The 17,348-nt window shown below is 61.3% G+C and carries 12 protein-coding genes; 5 read left to right on the top strand and 7 right to left on the bottom strand.

Features of this window, described 5'->3' with window-relative positions; all coding sequences use genetic code 11:
• Nucleotides 1-50: 50 nt before the first annotated feature.
• The gene (locus DN745_RS19560; protein WP_204354959.1) at nt 51-1,115 is read left to right on the top strand and encodes a hypothetical protein; all 1,065 of its coding nucleotides are present in this window, start codon (nt 51-53) and stop codon (nt 1,113-1,115) included.
• A gap of 105 nt (nt 1,116-1,220) precedes the next feature.
• On the opposite strand, the gene DN745_RS09875 is transcribed toward DN745_RS19560, so the two are convergent.
• From DN745_RS09875 to DN745_RS09905, 7 genes are all read right to left on the bottom strand, one after another.
• Entirely contained in the window at nt 1,221-2,453 is a 1,233-nt protein-coding gene (locus DN745_RS09875; RefSeq protein ID WP_111337624.1) for a pyridoxal phosphate-dependent aminotransferase, read from the bottom strand.
• A 186-nt stretch (nt 2,454-2,639) separates the two neighbouring features.
• Entirely contained in the window at nt 2,640-4,823 is a 2,184-nt protein-coding gene (locus DN745_RS09880) for a hypothetical protein (RefSeq protein ID WP_162687580.1), read from the bottom strand.
• A 214-nt stretch (nt 4,824-5,037) separates the two neighbouring features.
• Nucleotides 5,038-7,113, bottom strand: a complete 2,076-nt coding sequence (locus DN745_RS09885; protein WP_162687581.1) for a protein phosphatase 2C domain-containing protein — start codon at nt 7,111-7,113, stop codon at nt 5,038-5,040.
• 129 nt (nt 7,114-7,242) lie between these two features.
• Nucleotides 7,243-9,321, bottom strand: a complete 2,079-nt coding sequence (locus DN745_RS09890) for a choice-of-anchor D domain-containing protein (RefSeq protein ID WP_111334444.1) — start codon at nt 9,319-9,321, stop codon at nt 7,243-7,245.
• Nucleotides 9,322-9,555: 234 nt separating this feature from the next.
• Entirely contained in the window at nt 9,556-10,305 is a 750-nt protein-coding gene (locus DN745_RS09895) for a tetratricopeptide repeat protein (RefSeq protein WP_133621795.1), read from the bottom strand.
• The gene (locus tag DN745_RS09900; protein ID WP_162687582.1) at nt 10,302-10,862 is read right to left on the bottom strand and encodes a tetratricopeptide repeat protein; all 561 of its coding nucleotides are present in this window, start codon (nt 10,860-10,862) and stop codon (nt 10,302-10,304) included. Before DN745_RS09900 ends, DN745_RS09895 begins: the two co-directional genes overlap by 4 nt.
• Nucleotides 10,863-10,989: 127 nt before the next feature.
• Entirely contained in the window at nt 10,990-11,709 is a 720-nt protein-coding gene (locus DN745_RS09905) for a hypothetical protein (protein ID WP_111334450.1), read from the bottom strand.
• 381 nt (nt 11,710-12,090) lie between these two features.
• Here DN745_RS09905 and DN745_RS09910 point away from each other — a divergent pair, with 381 nt between their 5' ends.
• The 4 genes from DN745_RS09910 to DN745_RS09925 all read left to right on the top strand — a co-directional run bounded on the left by DN745_RS09910 (nt 12,091) and on the right by DN745_RS09925 (nt 17,267).
• The gene (locus DN745_RS09910; protein ID WP_111334452.1) at nt 12,091-14,091 is read left to right on the top strand and encodes an ATP-dependent helicase; all 2,001 of its coding nucleotides are present in this window, start codon (nt 12,091-12,093) and stop codon (nt 14,089-14,091) included.
• Nucleotides 14,092-14,209: 118 nt separating this feature from the next.
• On the top strand, nt 14,210-15,091 hold the full coding sequence (dapA, locus tag DN745_RS09915) for a 4-hydroxy-tetrahydrodipicolinate synthase (protein ID WP_111334454.1): 882 nt from the start codon (nt 14,210-14,212) through the stop codon (nt 15,089-15,091).
• 3 nt (nt 15,092-15,094) lie between these two features.
• A complete protein-coding gene (gene dapB / locus DN745_RS09920) occupies nt 15,095-15,892 on the top strand; it encodes a 4-hydroxy-tetrahydrodipicolinate reductase (RefSeq protein ID WP_111334456.1) in 798 nt (265 codons plus the stop codon).
• Between the two features lie 148 nt (nt 15,893-16,040).
• Entirely contained in the window at nt 16,041-17,267 is a 1,227-nt protein-coding gene (locus DN745_RS09925) for a zinc finger Ran-binding domain-containing protein (protein WP_111334458.1), read from the top strand.
• Nucleotides 17,268-17,348 lie beyond the last annotated feature (81 nt).

Here is a 17,348-nt window from a genome sequence, read left to right on the forward strand (position 1 = left end):
ATGCCCCGCGCCGATATTTTGCTTTTTTAGGGACTGGACGCGACCAATCAATGCACCGACCCGACCAATTAAATCGTAGCATCGTATCGCTTTATAGGGCGCAGGGAGACCTGCCCTTAAGCCCCTCTTTTGTGGCCTATGAGCTCGATATCCCCACCGCCGACGCCGAGGCTTCCCTCGACGATCTGGTCCGCGAATCGATCTTGGAGTTCGACTTCGACCAGGACGGTGAGATCTTTTATCGGCCCGGGTCGGCCTACCCATTTGAGGGTCGGACCACCGAGCAGCCGTCAACCGATTGGGTCGCGCAGGCAACCGGCTGGGATGCCGTGCCCGGCGCCGCCGATGGGCAGGCCGGCGCACCCAATTCCGATGGCGCAGCCGACGGCTACGCAGGCTCGCCCGCACCTCGTGCACCCCAGGGCCCGCGCCGCGCCGCCGCCCAACAATACGACGGCTACGCCGGAACGGCGGTCGCCACGCGCAACCGCGCAGCGGCGCCCCAAACGCGCCCGAGCACCTCGCGGCCGCGCCCGCGCGCGACCAGCAGCGCCCGCGAATATATCCCACCGCGCTCCGCCCGACACACTTCGCGCTCGTCGCGGCGAGGCCGGGGCGACTATCGCGCATCGCATCGGCGAAACGCAGCCGAGTATGCCCCGTCACACCAGGGCTACGCAGCGGCGCCCCAGCAGCGCTGGGCCGAGATTGGCCCCAATGGCTGCGACGGCAGCGTGACCGCGCTTCAGGACACCGCAGCGCCCCGCCATTCCCCGCGCCCAGCTCAGTCCAGCGCAGCGCAACCCGGCCGCCCGCCCAGCGCGTACCGCGGCCACGCCGCCCCGCGACCACATAGCTCGACGGCGCTGGTCCCGGCCTCGGCCGACCCGAACCTCCCGGCACGATCAAGGCATCGCGGCGACCCCTTATTGGCCTCCTTCTTAAGCCTGCTCTTTGTCGGCAGCGGCCAATTCTACAACGGTGAGTTCGGCAAGGGCATCGCCTTCTTCATCTCATTCATCGTGCTATGGGCGTTCGCCCTCGGCTGGATCGTGCATATCTGGGCGGCCGTCGACGCCTACCAGGTCGCGACGCTGCGCAAAGAACAGTCCTGACCAGACGACACAACTGCACCGCTTTCGACATAAAAAGCCCCGGCACCGCCTCCCGTTTATAGGAGGTGGCGTCGGGGCTTATTTGCTCCAGATTTAGCTCGGCCTTTAGAGCAGACTCGGCGCCTGCGCCTTCGCCGGGGCTTCGGCGCTTCGGAAGGAATCAATCATCTTCTCAATGCGATCGAGGCCGCGCTCAAGCGACTCAACCTCGGGGCCAAAGCTAAAGCGAATATGATTGCGGAAGCGGCTCGGGCGCCCCTGGCGCCGCTGGCCCGGGTTCACGTCGAAGAACGCCCCCGGCACGCAGATGACCTTATTCTCCAGACACGCCTCGAAGAAGCTCGACCCGGTGTTGATGCCCTCGGGCAATTTGGAGACATCCGCCCACACATAAAACGTCCCGTCCGGCACCCGGTCGATGCCGATCCCCATGGACTTAAATCGCCCGAGCAACAGCTCGCGCTTGGCCCGAAAGGTGTGCTGAATCGCCTTGATCTCGGCCCGGCTGTGCTCCACGTCGAGCAGCGGAATCGCGGCGCGCTGCAGCGGCCGGCTCGCCCCGCCGTCCAGGAAGCTCCCCGCGCTCGCGATGCGCTCGATGATATCGACCGGCCCCACCGTCCAGGACACCCGCCAGCCCGGATAACGCCAGCTCTTGGTCAGGCCGTTGACGATAATCACCGGGTCCTTATTGACGTCCTCCACGTAGCTCGCCGCCGTCGACTCCTCGACCGGTCGGTCCCAGACATAATGGCTGTAGAACTCATCGAGGATCAGCGTGCAGTCCACCCGGCGCGCCATCTGAATCCAGGAGCGCAGCTCCTCGCCGCCCACCAACTTTCCGGTGGGGTTGCACGGATTCGACATCAGCAGCGCGCCGAGGCCGCGCGTCAGGATCTCCTGCTCTAAATCCTCCACCGCGAAATCATAGGCGTTGGCGGGGTCCAGGAGTTTCGGGATCGACATGAACCGCCGGAACAGCCCGAGCAGCTCCTCATAGGCGGTGTAATCGGGCAAAAAATGCCCCAGGTTCGTCACGCCCACCGAGGCGGCGATCCGCGTCAGGCCGATGCGCCCGCCCCCCGAGATGCACACATTCTCGGCGCTGTATTGGCTGGCCATCCCGCGCCGATACATCTGGTTATAATAATTCGCCACGGCCTCGCGAAGCTCCCAGAGCCCGGCGACCGGCGAATATTCCTGGTCGGCGACCGCGACCTGAATCGACTCCACCCGCGGCGGCGCGAACGGAAGATCTCCGGTGTCCGGCTGCCCCTGGCCAAAGTTGGTCCAATTCGGGTCATCGGGCTTATACCCATGACGCGCGGCCTCGCCCATCACATAAATCACCCCGGTTTTGGGCACCTCGTGAAAGGCATCGACCGAAACATCTTCAGAATAGATTGGACTCAAAGTGACCTGCTCCTGTGCGCGGATAAAGCGAAAAAAGGGATTCGAAAACGTCCTCACGGTAAAATACCGTGAATTTAACTTCGGAGAAACACTGAACACGATCTTTTCAGCTCAGAGGTTGCCCGCGTTGCTCGAAACATGGGTGAGCGACTGGGGAATCTGGCGAAGCTGAATCGTGTCGAAGTCAAACCCCGGCAGGAGCCCGAGCTTGATCATCGAGTGGCTCCAGGTGAGCGCGTCGTTCTCGGCGGTAGCCGCCGGGTCGAGCAGTCCATTATAGGCCGCGCGCGGCCACCCGCCCGGAAGCGTGGGCAGCGTAAAGTCGGCCTGGTCGCCGCGGGCGTGAATCGTCCAAAGCGGCCGGTAAGTGGTGCTTATTTTGTCATCCCCGCAGACGTTGTAGACCCGGTCGACGCGCTGACGAAGCAGCGTGCGGCGAACGTCGGCGAGCCCAGCAGCTCCGGCGCCCGGCTGGGCGTTCGCCGCCGACGCGCTAAAGGTTTGGCCATTTCGGCTCAACGTTTGAAGCGCAAGATAATCATCGAAAACGAGGTTGCCTCCCCCGGCACCCCAGCCCAGGTCGCGCTTCACGATGAGGCTGACGCCCCCGGCGACATCCGGGCTCGGCGCGGCGTCCGCGTCAAAATAACTCGCCACGCTCACCGCCAGATATTCAATGCCGGCAAACGGGCCGCTCGCCGCCACCGTGGTGAGGTTCGACAGCGCGAACGTCCCGCCCGCGCCAACCTCGGGCTCGACGCCCAGGCCCATCAAAAACAGGCGTCCCTCTCCCGGAGCGAGCGCCGGGTTCGCCGCGCTATCCCAGTCTCCCATCATCATGCAGAAGACGTTGCTGTCGGCGGGCGCCCCCGACCCCGAGCAGGTCACGTTCGCCGCGAGCGATTCGCTCAGGCCGACATTCACATTATTGCCCCCCCCCGACGATACGCCAACGACCTGCGATTTCACGCCGATCTTCTTAAACGCAAAGCCCGCCAGCATATCGAGGATCGAGCCGCTCTGAACGGTCGCGGCCGAAACATTGCCGCCAATCCCGAGCAAATTATGCGCCCCGTGTCCCAGCGGAATGGACGTATATTTCTTCTCGTTGACGCGAATCGCCCCGACCCATTGCTGCGGGATATAGATATTGTCCGAGAGCGGAAAATCTGAGAGCCATGAGTTCGCGTTATAACAAATGCTATCGGCCAGGATGGAATCCAAATTGAAATCCATCAACTGCTCCATATTGATATCGTCGAACATCAGCCCCGCTTTGACCTCGGAGAGGGACCCGTCGGGTAAGTGATTAAGCGCCCCGGTATAGGTCTCGGTGGGCAGGTTGGGCTGCACCTTGTCGAGGTGCAGGACAATATCGGACGCGTTGATCTCAACCAGGGTCGAGTAGGCATAGCCGATCGCCCCGGCGGTGATGGTGGTCGCCCCGTCCAGCGTGTCGGAGAAGTCCAGGAACTCGGCGACGCCCTGGGCGTTGGTGCGCGCGGTATTCGCCTCATTCGGGGTCGAGGCGAGGTCTTCCTGGTAGGCGTTAAGCACCTGCGATTGGCCGAGCATCACGTAGGCATCGTTGATGGGCGCCAGGGTCGCGCCGTCCAAGACTTTAACCCGCATATGCCCGCCCACCTGGCAGCCACCCGCGCCGGCTCCATTGCCGTTCAAGGGCGGCGCGACGTCGACGGTGACATCGCCGATGCTGCCATATTCCCCGCACGAATCCATCGCCTCAATGGACACGCTGATGGGCGCTACGGACGTCGCCGCCGGGGCGTCTAAATACGCATAATAACTATTGCCGGTCGGGGTCACGGCGAGCGAGTCCCCGGCGTTTGTGGTCATCGAGATGGTCAAATAAGCCTGGCCCTGAGCCTCGACGATGATGGCGCTTCGCGCGCCGCTCCCCGCGGTGAGACAGGCGTTGGTGACGTAGATGTCGTCGACCACCGGAAGCGCGCACCCGGAGGAATCACCGGTAACTGACACATCTCCTGCGTCCGAGGCATCTCCAGTATCCGTCGTGTCGCTGACATCCGACGCGTCACCGGCGTCCGGAGCGTCGCTGGTGTCCGACGCGTCGCTGACATCCGACGCGTCGCTGACATCCGACGCGTCGCTGACATCCGACGCGTCGCTGACATCCGACGCGTCGCTGACATCCGACGCGTCGCTGACATCCGACGCGTCGCTGACATCCGAAGCGTCACTGGCGTCCGACGCGTCGCTGACATCCGACGCCCCAGAGCTGTCCTCAAAGCCTCCTCCGTCGATGGTACTCACGTCCTCCATATCCCACGGCGGCGGCGTCGCGGAGCCGTCAAAACTACATCCATTGCTCCCAAGCAATAATACAGTCGCGATGATTACAGTCGAAACGCGCGTGCTCATAAAACTCCCGGGAAGCGGATGGTTCTTCGTCATTGAGGAAAAAAGGAAGGGGTCGCAGCGAAGGTGCTCGGTGTAGCATACGCCGGTCAATCGCGGGGGATGCGCGCTAGATGAATTTGGCGATGCCCACGCCGATATTGTCACCGCCGCCGCCGCGATTCGCCAATAAGATCAGCTCAAGGCAGGCGAGCGCGGGGTCGGGCTCCGAGACGAGAATATGGTGAATATAATCCTCGGCGGTCAGCATATGAGCCGCGGCGAAATCAACCAGCCCGTCGGTCGTAAGCAGGAGCGTATCGCCGCGAAGCAGCGGAAAGGAGATCACGTCGGGCTCGGGGTTGAGCGCGTGCAGGCGCTCGTCTCGCAGCATAAAGGTCCCGAGGCAGCGCGCCAGCGCATCCCCGTGGGGCATCGCGAGCGCGCTGTCGGCGGCCATGCCATCGAGAATACTCAGCGTCCACAGGTTATGGTCGGTGGTCACCTGCTCGAAGAAATCACCGCGCGACAGATAGACCCGGCTGTCACCGAGCGTCACCAAGGTCACAACGCCGTCGTAGAAAATCGCGGCGAGCACGGTCGAGCCCATGACCTCGTGGGGGCCGCCTCGGAAGGGAAGAAAACGCGCGTTCACATAATCGACGAGCCGATCATTTGCGCGATTTAAAATTTCCTGGAGCACCACTTGCGGCTCAATCGCCTCATCCTTTTTATAGGCTTCGTGCAACTCCTCCCAGGCCACCGACGCCTCAGCAGCGAGCGCCCCGCTGGCCAGGTCACCCGAACCATAGCTGGCCGTCGACACCCCGTCGGCGACCACCATCAGCGAGAGGCGATGGTCCTCGGAGACGCCGACAAAAACGGCGTCCTGATTCACCGGGTTCCGCTGCCCCTTGGCGATCCCGACGTGGGTGTCGACGGCGACCGAAACACGCGGCGGCTGCGCGCGCGTGCCCTCAGCCCGCGCGACCATCACGTCACACGCATATTCAAACGCCTTCAGCAGCGCATCGACCGTGGGGTAGCGCTCGGCGGGGTCTGGGCGCGTCGCGCGACCGATCACCGCCTGAAGCCCCGGGGGAAAGTCCGGCCGCAGGTTGCACGCCGGAATCGCCGGGGTCTCGCGCGTATAGACCGACACCGGCGGAATCTGACCGGCGACCAGGAAATACAGCACCATGCCCAGGCTGAAGATATCGCAGGCTTCGTAATTGTCGATGGGTCCCTGAGCGATGAGCTCGGGCGCTGAGAATCCACGGGTGAAGAGTATATTCTCAAGGTTCGCGTCGACCTTTACGAACCCATCGATGCCGTCAAAAAGCAGCTCCAAGCCCGAGATGGCCGCCGCCGCGTGCGCGGGCGCCGGGGCGGTGTCGCTCGCCACCGTCTCGCCGCCAGACAGCGGGATTACATCGTCACGCGTAACCTCAAGCTCGCGCGCCATGGCGAAGGGATTCGAGCTCGCCAACGGCGCCGGCGCCGCGGCCTCGCCTTCGTCCTCCGAAAAGGTCTCCTCATCTCCCAACCCCGTCCGCTGCCCCGCTTCGTCGACGTTCATCACATCGCGCAAAAACTCGAGCGGAATCCCCTCCGGGTCTTTGCGGTCGCGCATGCGCAGCAGCCACGGGGTCAGCCTCAGGTGAACCAACCCCTCGCGGTGCACCAGCGCGACCGCGTTTAATACCGGCAAAAAGAGGGAGCGAATCTGGCGAGGCGAGAGCCGCCCCACGCCCACCTCGACCATCTCATCGAGGGCGAGGCCGCCGTCGTTTCGAAAGACCGACAACTTCGTCCCCTCGCGGCGCAGCTCGGTGATCGGCCGGCGCACCCAATGCTTGAGATTGTTGGGGACGAACTCGACGGCGCCCAGGACGTCGTCGACCTCCTGCTCGACCACCAGCGTCAAATCAGTCAGGTTCTCACAAAACTGCGCGTCGTTGGGCGCAATGTCGCCACATGACCAGCCGCCGAGGTGGGCCAACAAAACGCGGCGATGGTCATAATGCTCCCATAATTCGACCAGCTCCAACTCAAGGCGAAGCGGCGCGCTGTCGTCGGATTTTAGACCCAGCAGGCCCGGGTCGAGCGACAGGCTGAAATGATCGCCGACCTCCAACCACACCGTATTTGCGTCGGCGTCGTCGGGCATATGCCCACAATTTCCGCAGCGCTCGCCGCGCGCCACTGCCCCTCCACACTCGATGCAGATTATCTCCGGAACCATCATCGTATTTTATACCTGAATTCTGCACGCCGGGGCATGCGCAACTGCGTAGTGATCCGAACGGCCATCAAAAGCCGACGCTCCCCCGCTCTAATACAAGTCCCTAATCGTGCACAACCCGCTATTGACCATTGATTGGCTCACCAGCGGCGGTTGCTCAGCCGGCCTGGCCGGCATCAACTCATCGACCTCGTAGACATGAAAGCCCGGCGAGCCCGCCTGGTTCCAGTGGATTCGCCCAACATCCCAGAACTGATTGCCCCGCGCCATCGGCTTATTAAGCGCCTCGAACACAAGGTTTTCGTTGATATAAATTCGAATCGTTGCGTAGGCGGTGCCGAACGCCTCACGATAATAGTGCACCCCCACCCCGTACCACTCGCAATTCACCGGGTCGTCCAGGGTGATATTCTCCGGCCCCATTCCATCGATATCATCGATGTCGAGTCGCGGACTCTCGGGATTCCAGATGCCGCCGCCGCTATTATTCGAGTTTCGAAAATAGATATCATAGGGCGACTCGAACCATTTTCCGGGCCCTAACTTCACAAAATGAAGGTCGAGGTCGCTGCCATTGGCGTCGGTCTCGTCGGGGTCCTCGGGGTTATGCCAGGTCAGCTCGATATGGATCTTCTTATTCGGGATCGCCACGATGGTCGCCACCGCCTGATTGCAGGAGGTGAACCCTTCGTTGTCGACGACTTCAAGCCCCAACTTATAGGTACCGGTCAGCAGCGCGCGAAACTCGCGCCTTGAGGGATCCGCGTCGGCGCTGTCTTCGACCGTGGGGCCAAGGTCCACCTCGGTGCCGTCAGGCACCTGCAGCGCGGTCCACTCATAGCTCACGACCTGGCCGTCGGGGTCGTGACTGCCGGAGGCGTCGAGCACGATATAATCAAGGGGCGTGGCGCTGATCGTGGGGCGCCCCGCGCCGGTCTCGCCGCGCACCTTTGCCTGCAGGCTTGCCACCGGGCAAACACCGTCTGAGCCGCGCGCGACCAGGTCCACTTCGAACTCAGGTTGAGCCGGGTCGTTGCTCTCGATGAGCAGCTTCCCCGTGTCACTTCCAACCTCGCGCGGGGCGTAGTCCACGCGAAAGGTCGTGTCCTCGTTGGGCGCGATGGTTACGCTCTCGGCCAGTGAACCATCGGCCTCAACGGCCCATGAGCCAAAATCAAGTGAGAACTCGTTGCTGGCGGAGTTCTCGAGGATTTCGATATTTGAAATCACCAACGCCTCGGAGCCACAATTGGTCACGAGCACCGTGTGAGGACGAACGGCCCCGACAGGGACCGGACCAATATTGCGCACGCTGCCGTCCACCATAATGCAAGGAGCCACCGCGTTGGCCAGCACATCCACGTATTGGATGCCACGCCCGCTTTCTTGGGTACCCTCCTGGGTGTCATTTGATTCCACCCGAATCTTGCCAACGCCGGCGCTTCCGGCGCCTTGCGGCCTGTAATGAACCATCACCTCGAGGCCATAGGCGCTCGGGTTCTGCGCGGCGAGCGAAGCCTGGTAGGGTTGCAAAACAACCTCGCTGTCTGACAGCGGGTCAATCGAGAACTCCGAACTTCCCGAATAGCCAACGTCATAGATAATCAGCGGCGCGGTGCCGTAATTATAGATCGTCAACGGGCGTTGCCGGGCCTGACCGACCGGAGGGAAACTCACGGTGCGCGGCGAAAACGAGATCTGGGGCCGGTTGGCCTGGGTATCGACATTGAGCGAAAACGGGGTCTCTCGCCCGTAATTCGGGTCACTGCTCACCACGTCGATCTTCGCACGATTAGCTTCACCGGTCGCGCGATACTCGACCTTAACGGTGCGTGACTCCTCGGCCGCGAGCTTGAACTCAGCCGTAGGCTTGTCCAGCAATTTCAGGTCAGCGACGCGGCCGCCATCGCGCGCAGCGAGCGCGACGCTATAGATCGTGAGCGACTCGCTGGGATGGATGTTGGTAAGCGTGACATCTTGCACCTGGGTCTCGCCCAGGGCGACCTGCGAAAAAGAGACGTTCAAGGGCTGAACCAAGAGCCGGCCCGAGGTCCCCGTGACGATGCTCCCTTCGCCCTCAGAGTCGCTACACGCGCCCAGCGTAAGCCCCAAGGCAAGACAACTCAGCAGAATAACCAACGCCCCAGAGTGCCGCTTGAAAAACTGCATAGAATATCTCGGTCTTCGCACGTAGATTTCTCTTAAAAATATCGCGGCGAAGTTAGCCTCGCCGCGACCTGCAACTCCCAGCTTTTATCGCTCTAATTTTGCCAAGAAACGGGAAGCAAAAAGAGGCTGTTTCAAATCCAAATTTGACGTTCAAAAAATAGAGAATGCCCCCGGTGATGTCAACGTCACCCCTTGCCAGCACGCGCCTCCTACGGCTCTACGTGGCGTTGCAAGTCACCCACGGAACTCCCCCCTGACCCGCGGTGCGTGAATCTCGCCGCGCGCGCCCACGCGAAAGCGCTCGGCGAGCGCAGCCTTCATGTCTTTCTCGGAGAGCGTGCGGGTCTTGATGTCGCCCGCCTCAATGGGCGCTACCCCCTGCTCCTCGACCTCAACCTTGCGCCTGCTGCACCTCCCGTCATCGGCACCCTTGCCCAACCGCCCCGCCCGCTCAAAGGCCTTTTCATAATAGGTCAAAAAACTGCGCGCCCGCTGCCCCGCAACCTGTTCCGCCGAGGCATCCAGGGTCACCGCCTTGATGAACCGCTGCTGGGCGCGCGGGTATTCGCCCAGCTGAAGCAACGCCTCCGCGCTGCGACACCAGAGCATCGGGTCGGCGACCCGATTGCGCAGCGCAGCCTCGAAATTTTCGAAGGCTTGGGCCCACTCCCGTCGGCGCATCGCGATATCTCCGAGCACCCGCCAGGCGCGCGGGCGATGCGGGTCAAAGGAAAGGACTCGCCGCGCGACGCCCTCTGCCTTCGCCAGATGCCAACTCCGGCATAGGCGCTGCGCCTGAAACTCGAGCGCGGCGAGGGCGTGCTCAGGGATTTGAAGACTTGCCGCGCGCGATTGAGTATCGGCTTTAGCCGGCGTAGGTTCCGTGGCATCGCCCCGCGGCCGGCCGCCCTCTAAAACCGCGCGACTGGCGGCTTCGCGCGCCATCAAAAGCCGGCGGCGTCGAGCTTCGCGTCGCTCGTTCACGGATGCCCCGCGGCACTGGTTTCACGACTGCTGCATTGGGCGATATTCTGCAAAACACTCGAGCGCTTGTGATGCTGCGAGCCGCTCGGGAGCACGTCGATCGCGGCCAATAAGAAGCGATTCGCCTCATCCGCATGCCCCGCACGAAGCTTCGCCTCACCGAGCTTGGCCAGGATCTCCCCGTCTTCGGGGTTCAACTCATGAGCGCGCTCAAATTGCTTCATCGCCGCGCCGTAGTCTGACTTCTGCAGCAGGATATCTCCCAGAAGCAAATGCGGATACGCCCGCGTAGCGTCGAGCGCCATAACCCCGCGCAACAAGGTCTCGGCCTTGTCGAAGCTCTTCACCCCGTAGAACTGATAGGCCTGGGCAACCGCGTCGTCGATAAACCCATCCCCAATGCCAAATAGATCAGCCGTGCGCTCCCCATTGAGCACCCGCTGGGCGAACGCCGCCATCTTTGCGGCGAGCTCCGCCGACGCCGCCTCATCGTGATTGATGGCCGCGTCAGCAACTCTGTCGGCTCGCTCCGTCGATTCGCTCATCTGCTGCTTCATTCCCTCTCCTTTTTTGCTGAAAGATATCATCTGTCTGGACCAGCCAGCCACGCCACTGCAATTCATTGATGCCCCTGAGCGCTTCGTGGGCGCCGCGCCTCTCACGAAACGCTCATGATGAAGCGCGTTAGACACGCATATTATTAATCGCCGCCTTGGCCGTATCGTGCAGCGACTTCGACATATTGCTCATCATCGAGAACATCTGGTTCATCTCTTGGAGCTTTGCGTTAATCGTTTGCAGAGCAATACCGCGTTGCTCAGGATCCAAACCCTTCAATGTCGCCATCGCGGCCGCGGGATCAGTACTCATCAATTTCACCATATTATCGACATCCAAATCAGCGATATCCAAGTAGTCACCGGAATCAACCGCATCTGAAGACGAAGACGTGCCGCCGGCCCCCGAAGCTCCGTCCGCTCCTGATGCCCCACCGGTCCCAGAAGCCCCGCTCGCCCCCTGCGAAGCCGGCGGCCCGGAGACCTGCGCAGGCGGCAATCGGTCCGCGATCATCAACTGCTGCTCCACGTGATTCATTGAGTTTTCGGCGCGCGCCATCGCGGCCTCAACCGCCGAATGATCACCGTCATTTTGCTTATTTCCAGCGGTGGTATCATATCGGCCACTATTGGTTGCGTAATCGAGTCCCTGCTGAATCGCAGCTTCTGCTTTATCCAGGCTCTCGAGCATCGACTCCCTCTCGGAATCCGACAAATTGGGGTTGTTCTTTACCTGCTCCCTCATCTCCTGGACATCTTTGAGGTCGCTCTTCAAATCGTCGAATCGACTCTCGAAGCCCTCATAAACCCTTGTTCCGCCATGCTGCACCGTGCCTAAACTCGTCATGATGGTCTCTCCCGTAGTTGTGCTCACATTGACCAGAATTATTGAACTCCCATAACCATAGAACGACTGAGGTGCGAGGTGCGCATCCGCGCTGCCCTCCCATTAGTTTTCGGCAAAGCAGCGCGATTTGTTGCGTGATTCACAAAACAAAGCCCAACAACCCCACAAAAACCCAACAAATTAAACACCTTAGAAAACACCGCATTTTCAAAAAATCGCAGTCCTCTGTTTTTCGAAGACCCCAATCCCCTCACAACCAACCCCAAAACATCCACCGAAATCCCCCCAATAAATGTCACTTGCTAAAAGAACGCCCGCGTCTACACTTGCGCCTGACCTGCTGAACGAACGCTCAGATACCGACTTGAATCAATAGACCCCATGAAGCGATATACAATTAAAAAGAAGTCGCGCTCCGGCGCGGGCAATATTGACTACGACACGCTTCTCAATGAGCAGCAGCGTGCGGTCGTGACCGCGGGGGCCGGGCCGATGCTGGTCATCGCCGGGGCGGGGTCCGGCAAGACGCATACGCTGACGTATCGCGTGGCCCATCTGGTGGATCGCGGGGTCGCGCCGGAGAATATCCTGCTGCTGACCTTCACCAATAAATCGGCGCGCGCGATGATCGAGCGGGTCAGCGACCTGCTCAATATCAACGCCACCTCGCTATGGGGCGGGACCTTTCATAGCGTCGGCAACCGCATCCTTCGCCGCGAGGCGACCCGCCTTGGGTATGGAGAGGAGTACGGGATTTTGGACTCCCAGGACGCCGCGACCCTGATGCGCGCGTGCGTGGCGGACGCCAAGGTCGGCCACCTCGAGAAGCATTTCCCCCGCGGCGGCGTGCTCACCCGCATCTATAGCTATTGTGCCAACACCCAGCGCACCGTCGAAGAGATACTCGCCGACCAATACCCCCATTTCGAGGAGCTGGCTGAGTCGATTCGCCGGGTGTTTCGCCTCTATCAGACCCGCAAGCTCGAGATGTCGCTGATGGATTTCGATGATCTTCTGATCAATTGGAAAATCCTGATGCAGACCCACCCGGAGGTGCTGCGCGAATATGCCGCGAAATTCGAGCATATTCTGGTCGACGAATACCAGGACACCAACCACTTGCAGGGCGAGATTATCGACCTGATGGCGTCGATCCACGAGAACCTGATGGTCGTGGGTGACGATTGCCAGAGTATTTACGCGTTTCGCGGGGCGGATTACCGAAATATCCTCGAGTTTCCGCAGCGTTATGAGCGCTGCCGGGTCTATAAACTTGAGACAAATTATCGCTCGACGCCCGAGATTCTCGACCTCGCCAACGCCTCCATCCACTTCAACGAGAATCAATTCCAGAAGACCCTGGTGAGCGCGCGCGACGCCGGCGAGCGCCCTGCCCTGATCAAGTTGCGCGGGGTGTCACAGCAGGCCGAATTTGTGTGCCAGCGCATCCTCGAATTAGCCGACGAGGGCCAGTCGCTCGACCAGATGGCGGTGCTGTATCGCTCGCATCATCACGCCCTGGAATTACAGGTGGAGATGACCCGGGCGAAGATCCCCTATGTGGTGCGCTCGGGGATTCGATTCTTCGAGCAGGCCCATATCAAAGACGTGCTGAGTTATCTTAAATTTCTCTTTAACCCGCGCGACGAAATCAGCTTTATGCGCATGGCCGGCCAGTGGCGCGGCATCGGGAGCAAGCGCTCTCAGGATATCTGGATGTATGTGCAGAGCCAGCCCGATCCGATGAGCGCTATTACCGACCCTAAACTGCTCGGCGCGCTGCCCAAACGGGCGAGCGCGTCCTGGAGCGACGCGTCCAAGCTGCTCGGAAGTCTTCGGGATAAACGCCTGACCTCGTCGCCGTCCCAACTCATCGACTCGATACTTGGCAGCAAATTTCGCGACCACCTACAGCGAACTTATGACAAGCCCGACAACCGACTCGCCGACCTCGAACAGCTCAGCGTCTATTCGGATAGCTTCAATGATATCGACCATTTTCTGGGCGAAATATCGCTGCTCTCGGGCCTCTCGGGACAGGAGATTCTGGTCGGGGGTGATAAGCCCGATGAGTACGTCACGCTCTCCTCAATTCACCAATCGAAGGGATTGGAGTGGACGACGGTCTTTGGGCTCTGGCTCTCCGAGGGGCAATTCCCCGGCTCACGCGCCGAGACCCAGGAGGAAATAGAAGAGGAGCGGCGACTCTTCTATGTGATGGCGACGCGCGCCCGCGAGGAGCTTTATCTCTGCCAGCCGATGATCCAACAGGGTAAAAGCGGCCGGCGCACGGTGCTGCGGGAATCGCAATTTATCGAGGAGCTTCGCTACCTCAAAGACGGACAGCCCAAGCCCTTCGAGGAGTGGCTGGTCGATGGATAAATTAATCCCCCACAAGACACCTGCGACGCGGGTGTGGCTTGCGTTTGAGGCCGCCCTGCCCTAATTCTTTGCACGGCCTTGACGCCCTTTTCTACGACGTATTTTCAGGAGATTTATCATGCAAGTCCGCGGAGCCTATACGGCACTTATCACTCCATTTCGCAACGGTGAGGTCGACGTAAAAGCGCTCCGGGCGCTGGTCGAGCGCCAGATCGCCGGCGGCATCCACGGACTGGTCCCCTGCGGGACCACCGGCGAATCCACAACCATGAGCGAAGCCGAGCAATTGCTGGTCATTCGCACCGTCGTTGAGGCTGCGGACGGCCGCGTTCCGATCATCGCGGGCACCGGCTCGAACAATACAAAAAAGACGGTGGAATACACCCAGAAGGTCTCCCACATCGAAGGCGTCGACGCCGCGCTGGTGGTCGTCCCCTATTATAATAAGCCCGACCAGGAAGGACTCTTCCGCCACTTTACCCAGGTCGCCGACGACGGCGGTTTGCCGGTCGTGCTCTATAATGTGCCCGGGCGCACCGTCGTGTCGCTGACGCCCGAAACGGTCGCACGCCTCGCCCCCCACGACAATATCGTGGCGATTAAAGAGGCCACCGGCGATATCAAATTCGGCACCGAAGTCATCGCCGAGGCGAACGGCTACATCGACGTGCTCTCGGGCGACGACTTCACGACCTTCCCGTTGATGGCGTGTGGCGGAACCGGCTGCATCTCGGTGGTCTCCAACCTCGACCCGGCCGCGATGAGCCAGATGTGTGATGCCGCGCTTAACGGCGATTACAAACGCGCGCGCGCACTTCACCATAAGATCCAGCCGCTCGCCCGTACGCTGTTCTCCGCGCCGAATCCGATGCCCACCAAGACCATCGCCTCGATGCTCGACTGGTGCGCGCCCGAAATCCGGGGACCGCTCTACGAGGCATCCGACGCCCAGCGCGCAGCCTTTGGCGAAGCCCTTAAGAATTATAAATTCGAAGGATAAACGATGGAAAACAAAATCTTTGTCGCGATTGTAGGCGCCGCCGGGCGCATGGGCGTGGAGTTGCTAGAGAACGCCTCGCCGCTCGGGGATATCAGCATCACCGACGCGCTGGTGCGCCCGGGCAGCGATGTTGTAGGCACCAGCCTGGGGCCCGACGCCGTGCACGCGAGCTCAGATTTTGAAACCGCCATCGACAACGCGACCGTGGTCATCGACTTCTCGACCCCGGAGAGTTGCCTGCGCGCCGCGGCGATCGCCGCCAAAACCGGCACGCCCTTTGTCTCGGGCACGACCGGCCTAACCGCCGAACAGGTCGACGAGCTTCACGGCTATTCGAGTGACATCGCGATGCTATGGGCCTCGAATTTCTCGGTCGGCGTCAACTCCCTGGAGCGCCTGGTCGAGCTGGCCAGCCGCGCCGTGGGCGAAGACTTCGACATCGAGATCATGGAGGCCCATCACCGCCACAAGGTCGACGCCCCCAGCGGCACCGCGCGCTTTTTGGGCGAGGCCGCCGCGCGGGGACGAGGGCAAACACTCGAAGACCACGCGTGCTACGCGCGCCACGGTCAGGTTGGCCCACGCGCGCCCGCAGAGATTGGATTCCAGACAATTCGCGGCGGCGATATCGTCGGCGAGCATACCGTCTTTTTATGCGCCGACGGCGAGCGCCTCGAGCTCACCCACCGCGCCACCGACCGCGGCATCTTCGCCCGCGGCGCACTGCGCGCCGCCAAGTGGATAAGCACCCAACCCGCCGGCTGGTATAGCATGCAGGATGTGCTCTTCGGCAAAAGCTAAGCCCCTGCCCGAAATCACGCGAGACCATTTGCGCTGGGGCTCAGAGCAGCATAAGATACCCGCGGAACCTTCTTTTCAACAACGCGCTTAAAGAGAATATAAAGCGAATTCTCACTCGACTCGTCCTCACATTAAGACGGAGACCTCGATGGCCGAAGAAATTTTTTGTACCGCCTGCAACACCACCAACGACGCATTCGCTCAAGAGTGCGTGGCCTGTGGCGCGGAGCTCGACACCACCGGCGGATATGAGTTCGCCGAAGCTCCCGAAGTTGGCACCGAAGAATTCGAGCTCGAGGCGGAGATGGTCGCCGACGAACAGGACGAATTCTCGGCGGGCTACGGATTCGCAATCGAACAGACCGACGCAAGCGACGACCGGGCCGCTCACCAGTTTGACGCGAACGACGACGATGCCCTCTACGAACTTGAGGTCGAGGCCGTTGGCGACGACAACGACCTCTACGAGCTTGAGGTCGACTCCGCCGAAGACGACAACGACCTCTACGAGCTTGAGGTCGAAGCGACCGACGCCGGAGATTTCGATGCCCCGCAAGACGATTTGCTCGCCGCCGACGGCGGGATGCCCCTCGACGCCGCCAGCGACGCTGAAATCTTCGGCGAAGAAGAAGCACCTTCGGATGAAGTCGGCTATGAACTGACCGAACAGAGCGAGGCCACCGCGGGCGACGACGTATCGGTCGCCGCCGAAGAAGAAACACCCGCGGAGCTCGCCGCGATTTTGAACCCACCGCGCGTCGAGCGCGAACCGATTCTCCCGCTGCCTACGCCAGGCGAATATAGCGACCCGGCGAGCCTTCGGGTTTTTATCGATGGCAATGAGCGCGGTGAGCTGGCGATTGACTCGGCCTGCACTGTCCTCGGTCGCGCCGTCGCCTCCGACGACGTCGAGGCGTATGAGCTCGAGCCGAGCTCAAACGAGTTCCCCTTCGACGGAGATATTGAGGACGAGCCGGTCTTTGACCTGCACGAAATCAGCGAGCCGAGCGACTCGATGGAACTGCTTGCGGGCCGCATCGAGGACGAAGAAGACACGTTTGGCGCGGCCGAGTCCGAAGGTGTGGATGAGCCCGCCGAACCCGTTGTCGCGGCTGTCCCAGCCCAGGACCCCGACGACCTGGAAGAAGGACCGGTCATTGACCTGAGCCAATACGCAAGCGCGGCGAACTTCGCGCTTCGCCATGGCTATATCTTCCGCCAGAACAAAAACTATACCCTCTGCGTGCTCTCCGATATGGGAACACAGCTCAACGATGAGATGCTCGAATTAGGCTCGCGCCGCACCCTGAATCACGGCGATTTAATCATTCTCGGCGGCGAGGTCGGCCTTCAGTTCCGAGTGCCGGCGAATTAGGTCAACATCGGGCGCCGGTTATCCGAGCGTAGATAACCGCCCAGGATAAGCCAGTATAGAGGCCCGCGACCCACGTCGCGG

The sequence above is a fragment of the Bradymonas sediminis genome, assembly GCF_003258315.1.
Classification (GTDB): Bacteria; Myxococcota_A; Bradymonadia; order Bradymonadales; family Bradymonadaceae; genus Bradymonas; species Bradymonas sediminis.

Coding starts and splice junctions, on each gene's coding strand:
- DN745_RS19560 (WP_204354959.1), top strand. CDS start 51: ATGCACCGACCCGACCAATTAAATCGTAGCATCGTATCGCTTTATAGG.
- DN745_RS09875 (WP_111337624.1), bottom strand. CDS start 2,453: ATGGGCGAGGCCGCGCGTCATGGGTATAAGCCCGATGACCCGAATTGG.
- DN745_RS09890 (WP_111334444.1), bottom strand. CDS start 9,321: ATGCAGTTTTTCAAGCGGCACTCTGGGGCGTTGGTTATTCTGCTGAGT.
- DN745_RS09900 (WP_162687582.1), bottom strand. CDS start 10,862: ATGAAGCAGCAGATGAGCGAATCGACGGAGCGAGCCGACAGAGTTGCT.
- DN745_RS09905 (WP_111334450.1), bottom strand. CDS start 11,709: ATGACGAGTTTAGGCACGGTGCAGCATGGCGGAACAAGGGTTTATGAG.
- DN745_RS09910 (WP_111334452.1), top strand. CDS start 12,091: ATGAAGCGATATACAATTAAAAAGAAGTCGCGCTCCGGCGCGGGCAAT.
- dapA (WP_111334454.1), top strand. CDS start 14,210: ATGCAAGTCCGCGGAGCCTATACGGCACTTATCACTCCATTTCGCAAC.
- dapB (WP_111334456.1), top strand. CDS start 15,095: ATGGAAAACAAAATCTTTGTCGCGATTGTAGGCGCCGCCGGGCGCATG.
- DN745_RS09925 (WP_111334458.1), top strand. CDS start 16,041: ATGGCCGAAGAAATTTTTTGTACCGCCTGCAACACCACCAACGACGCA.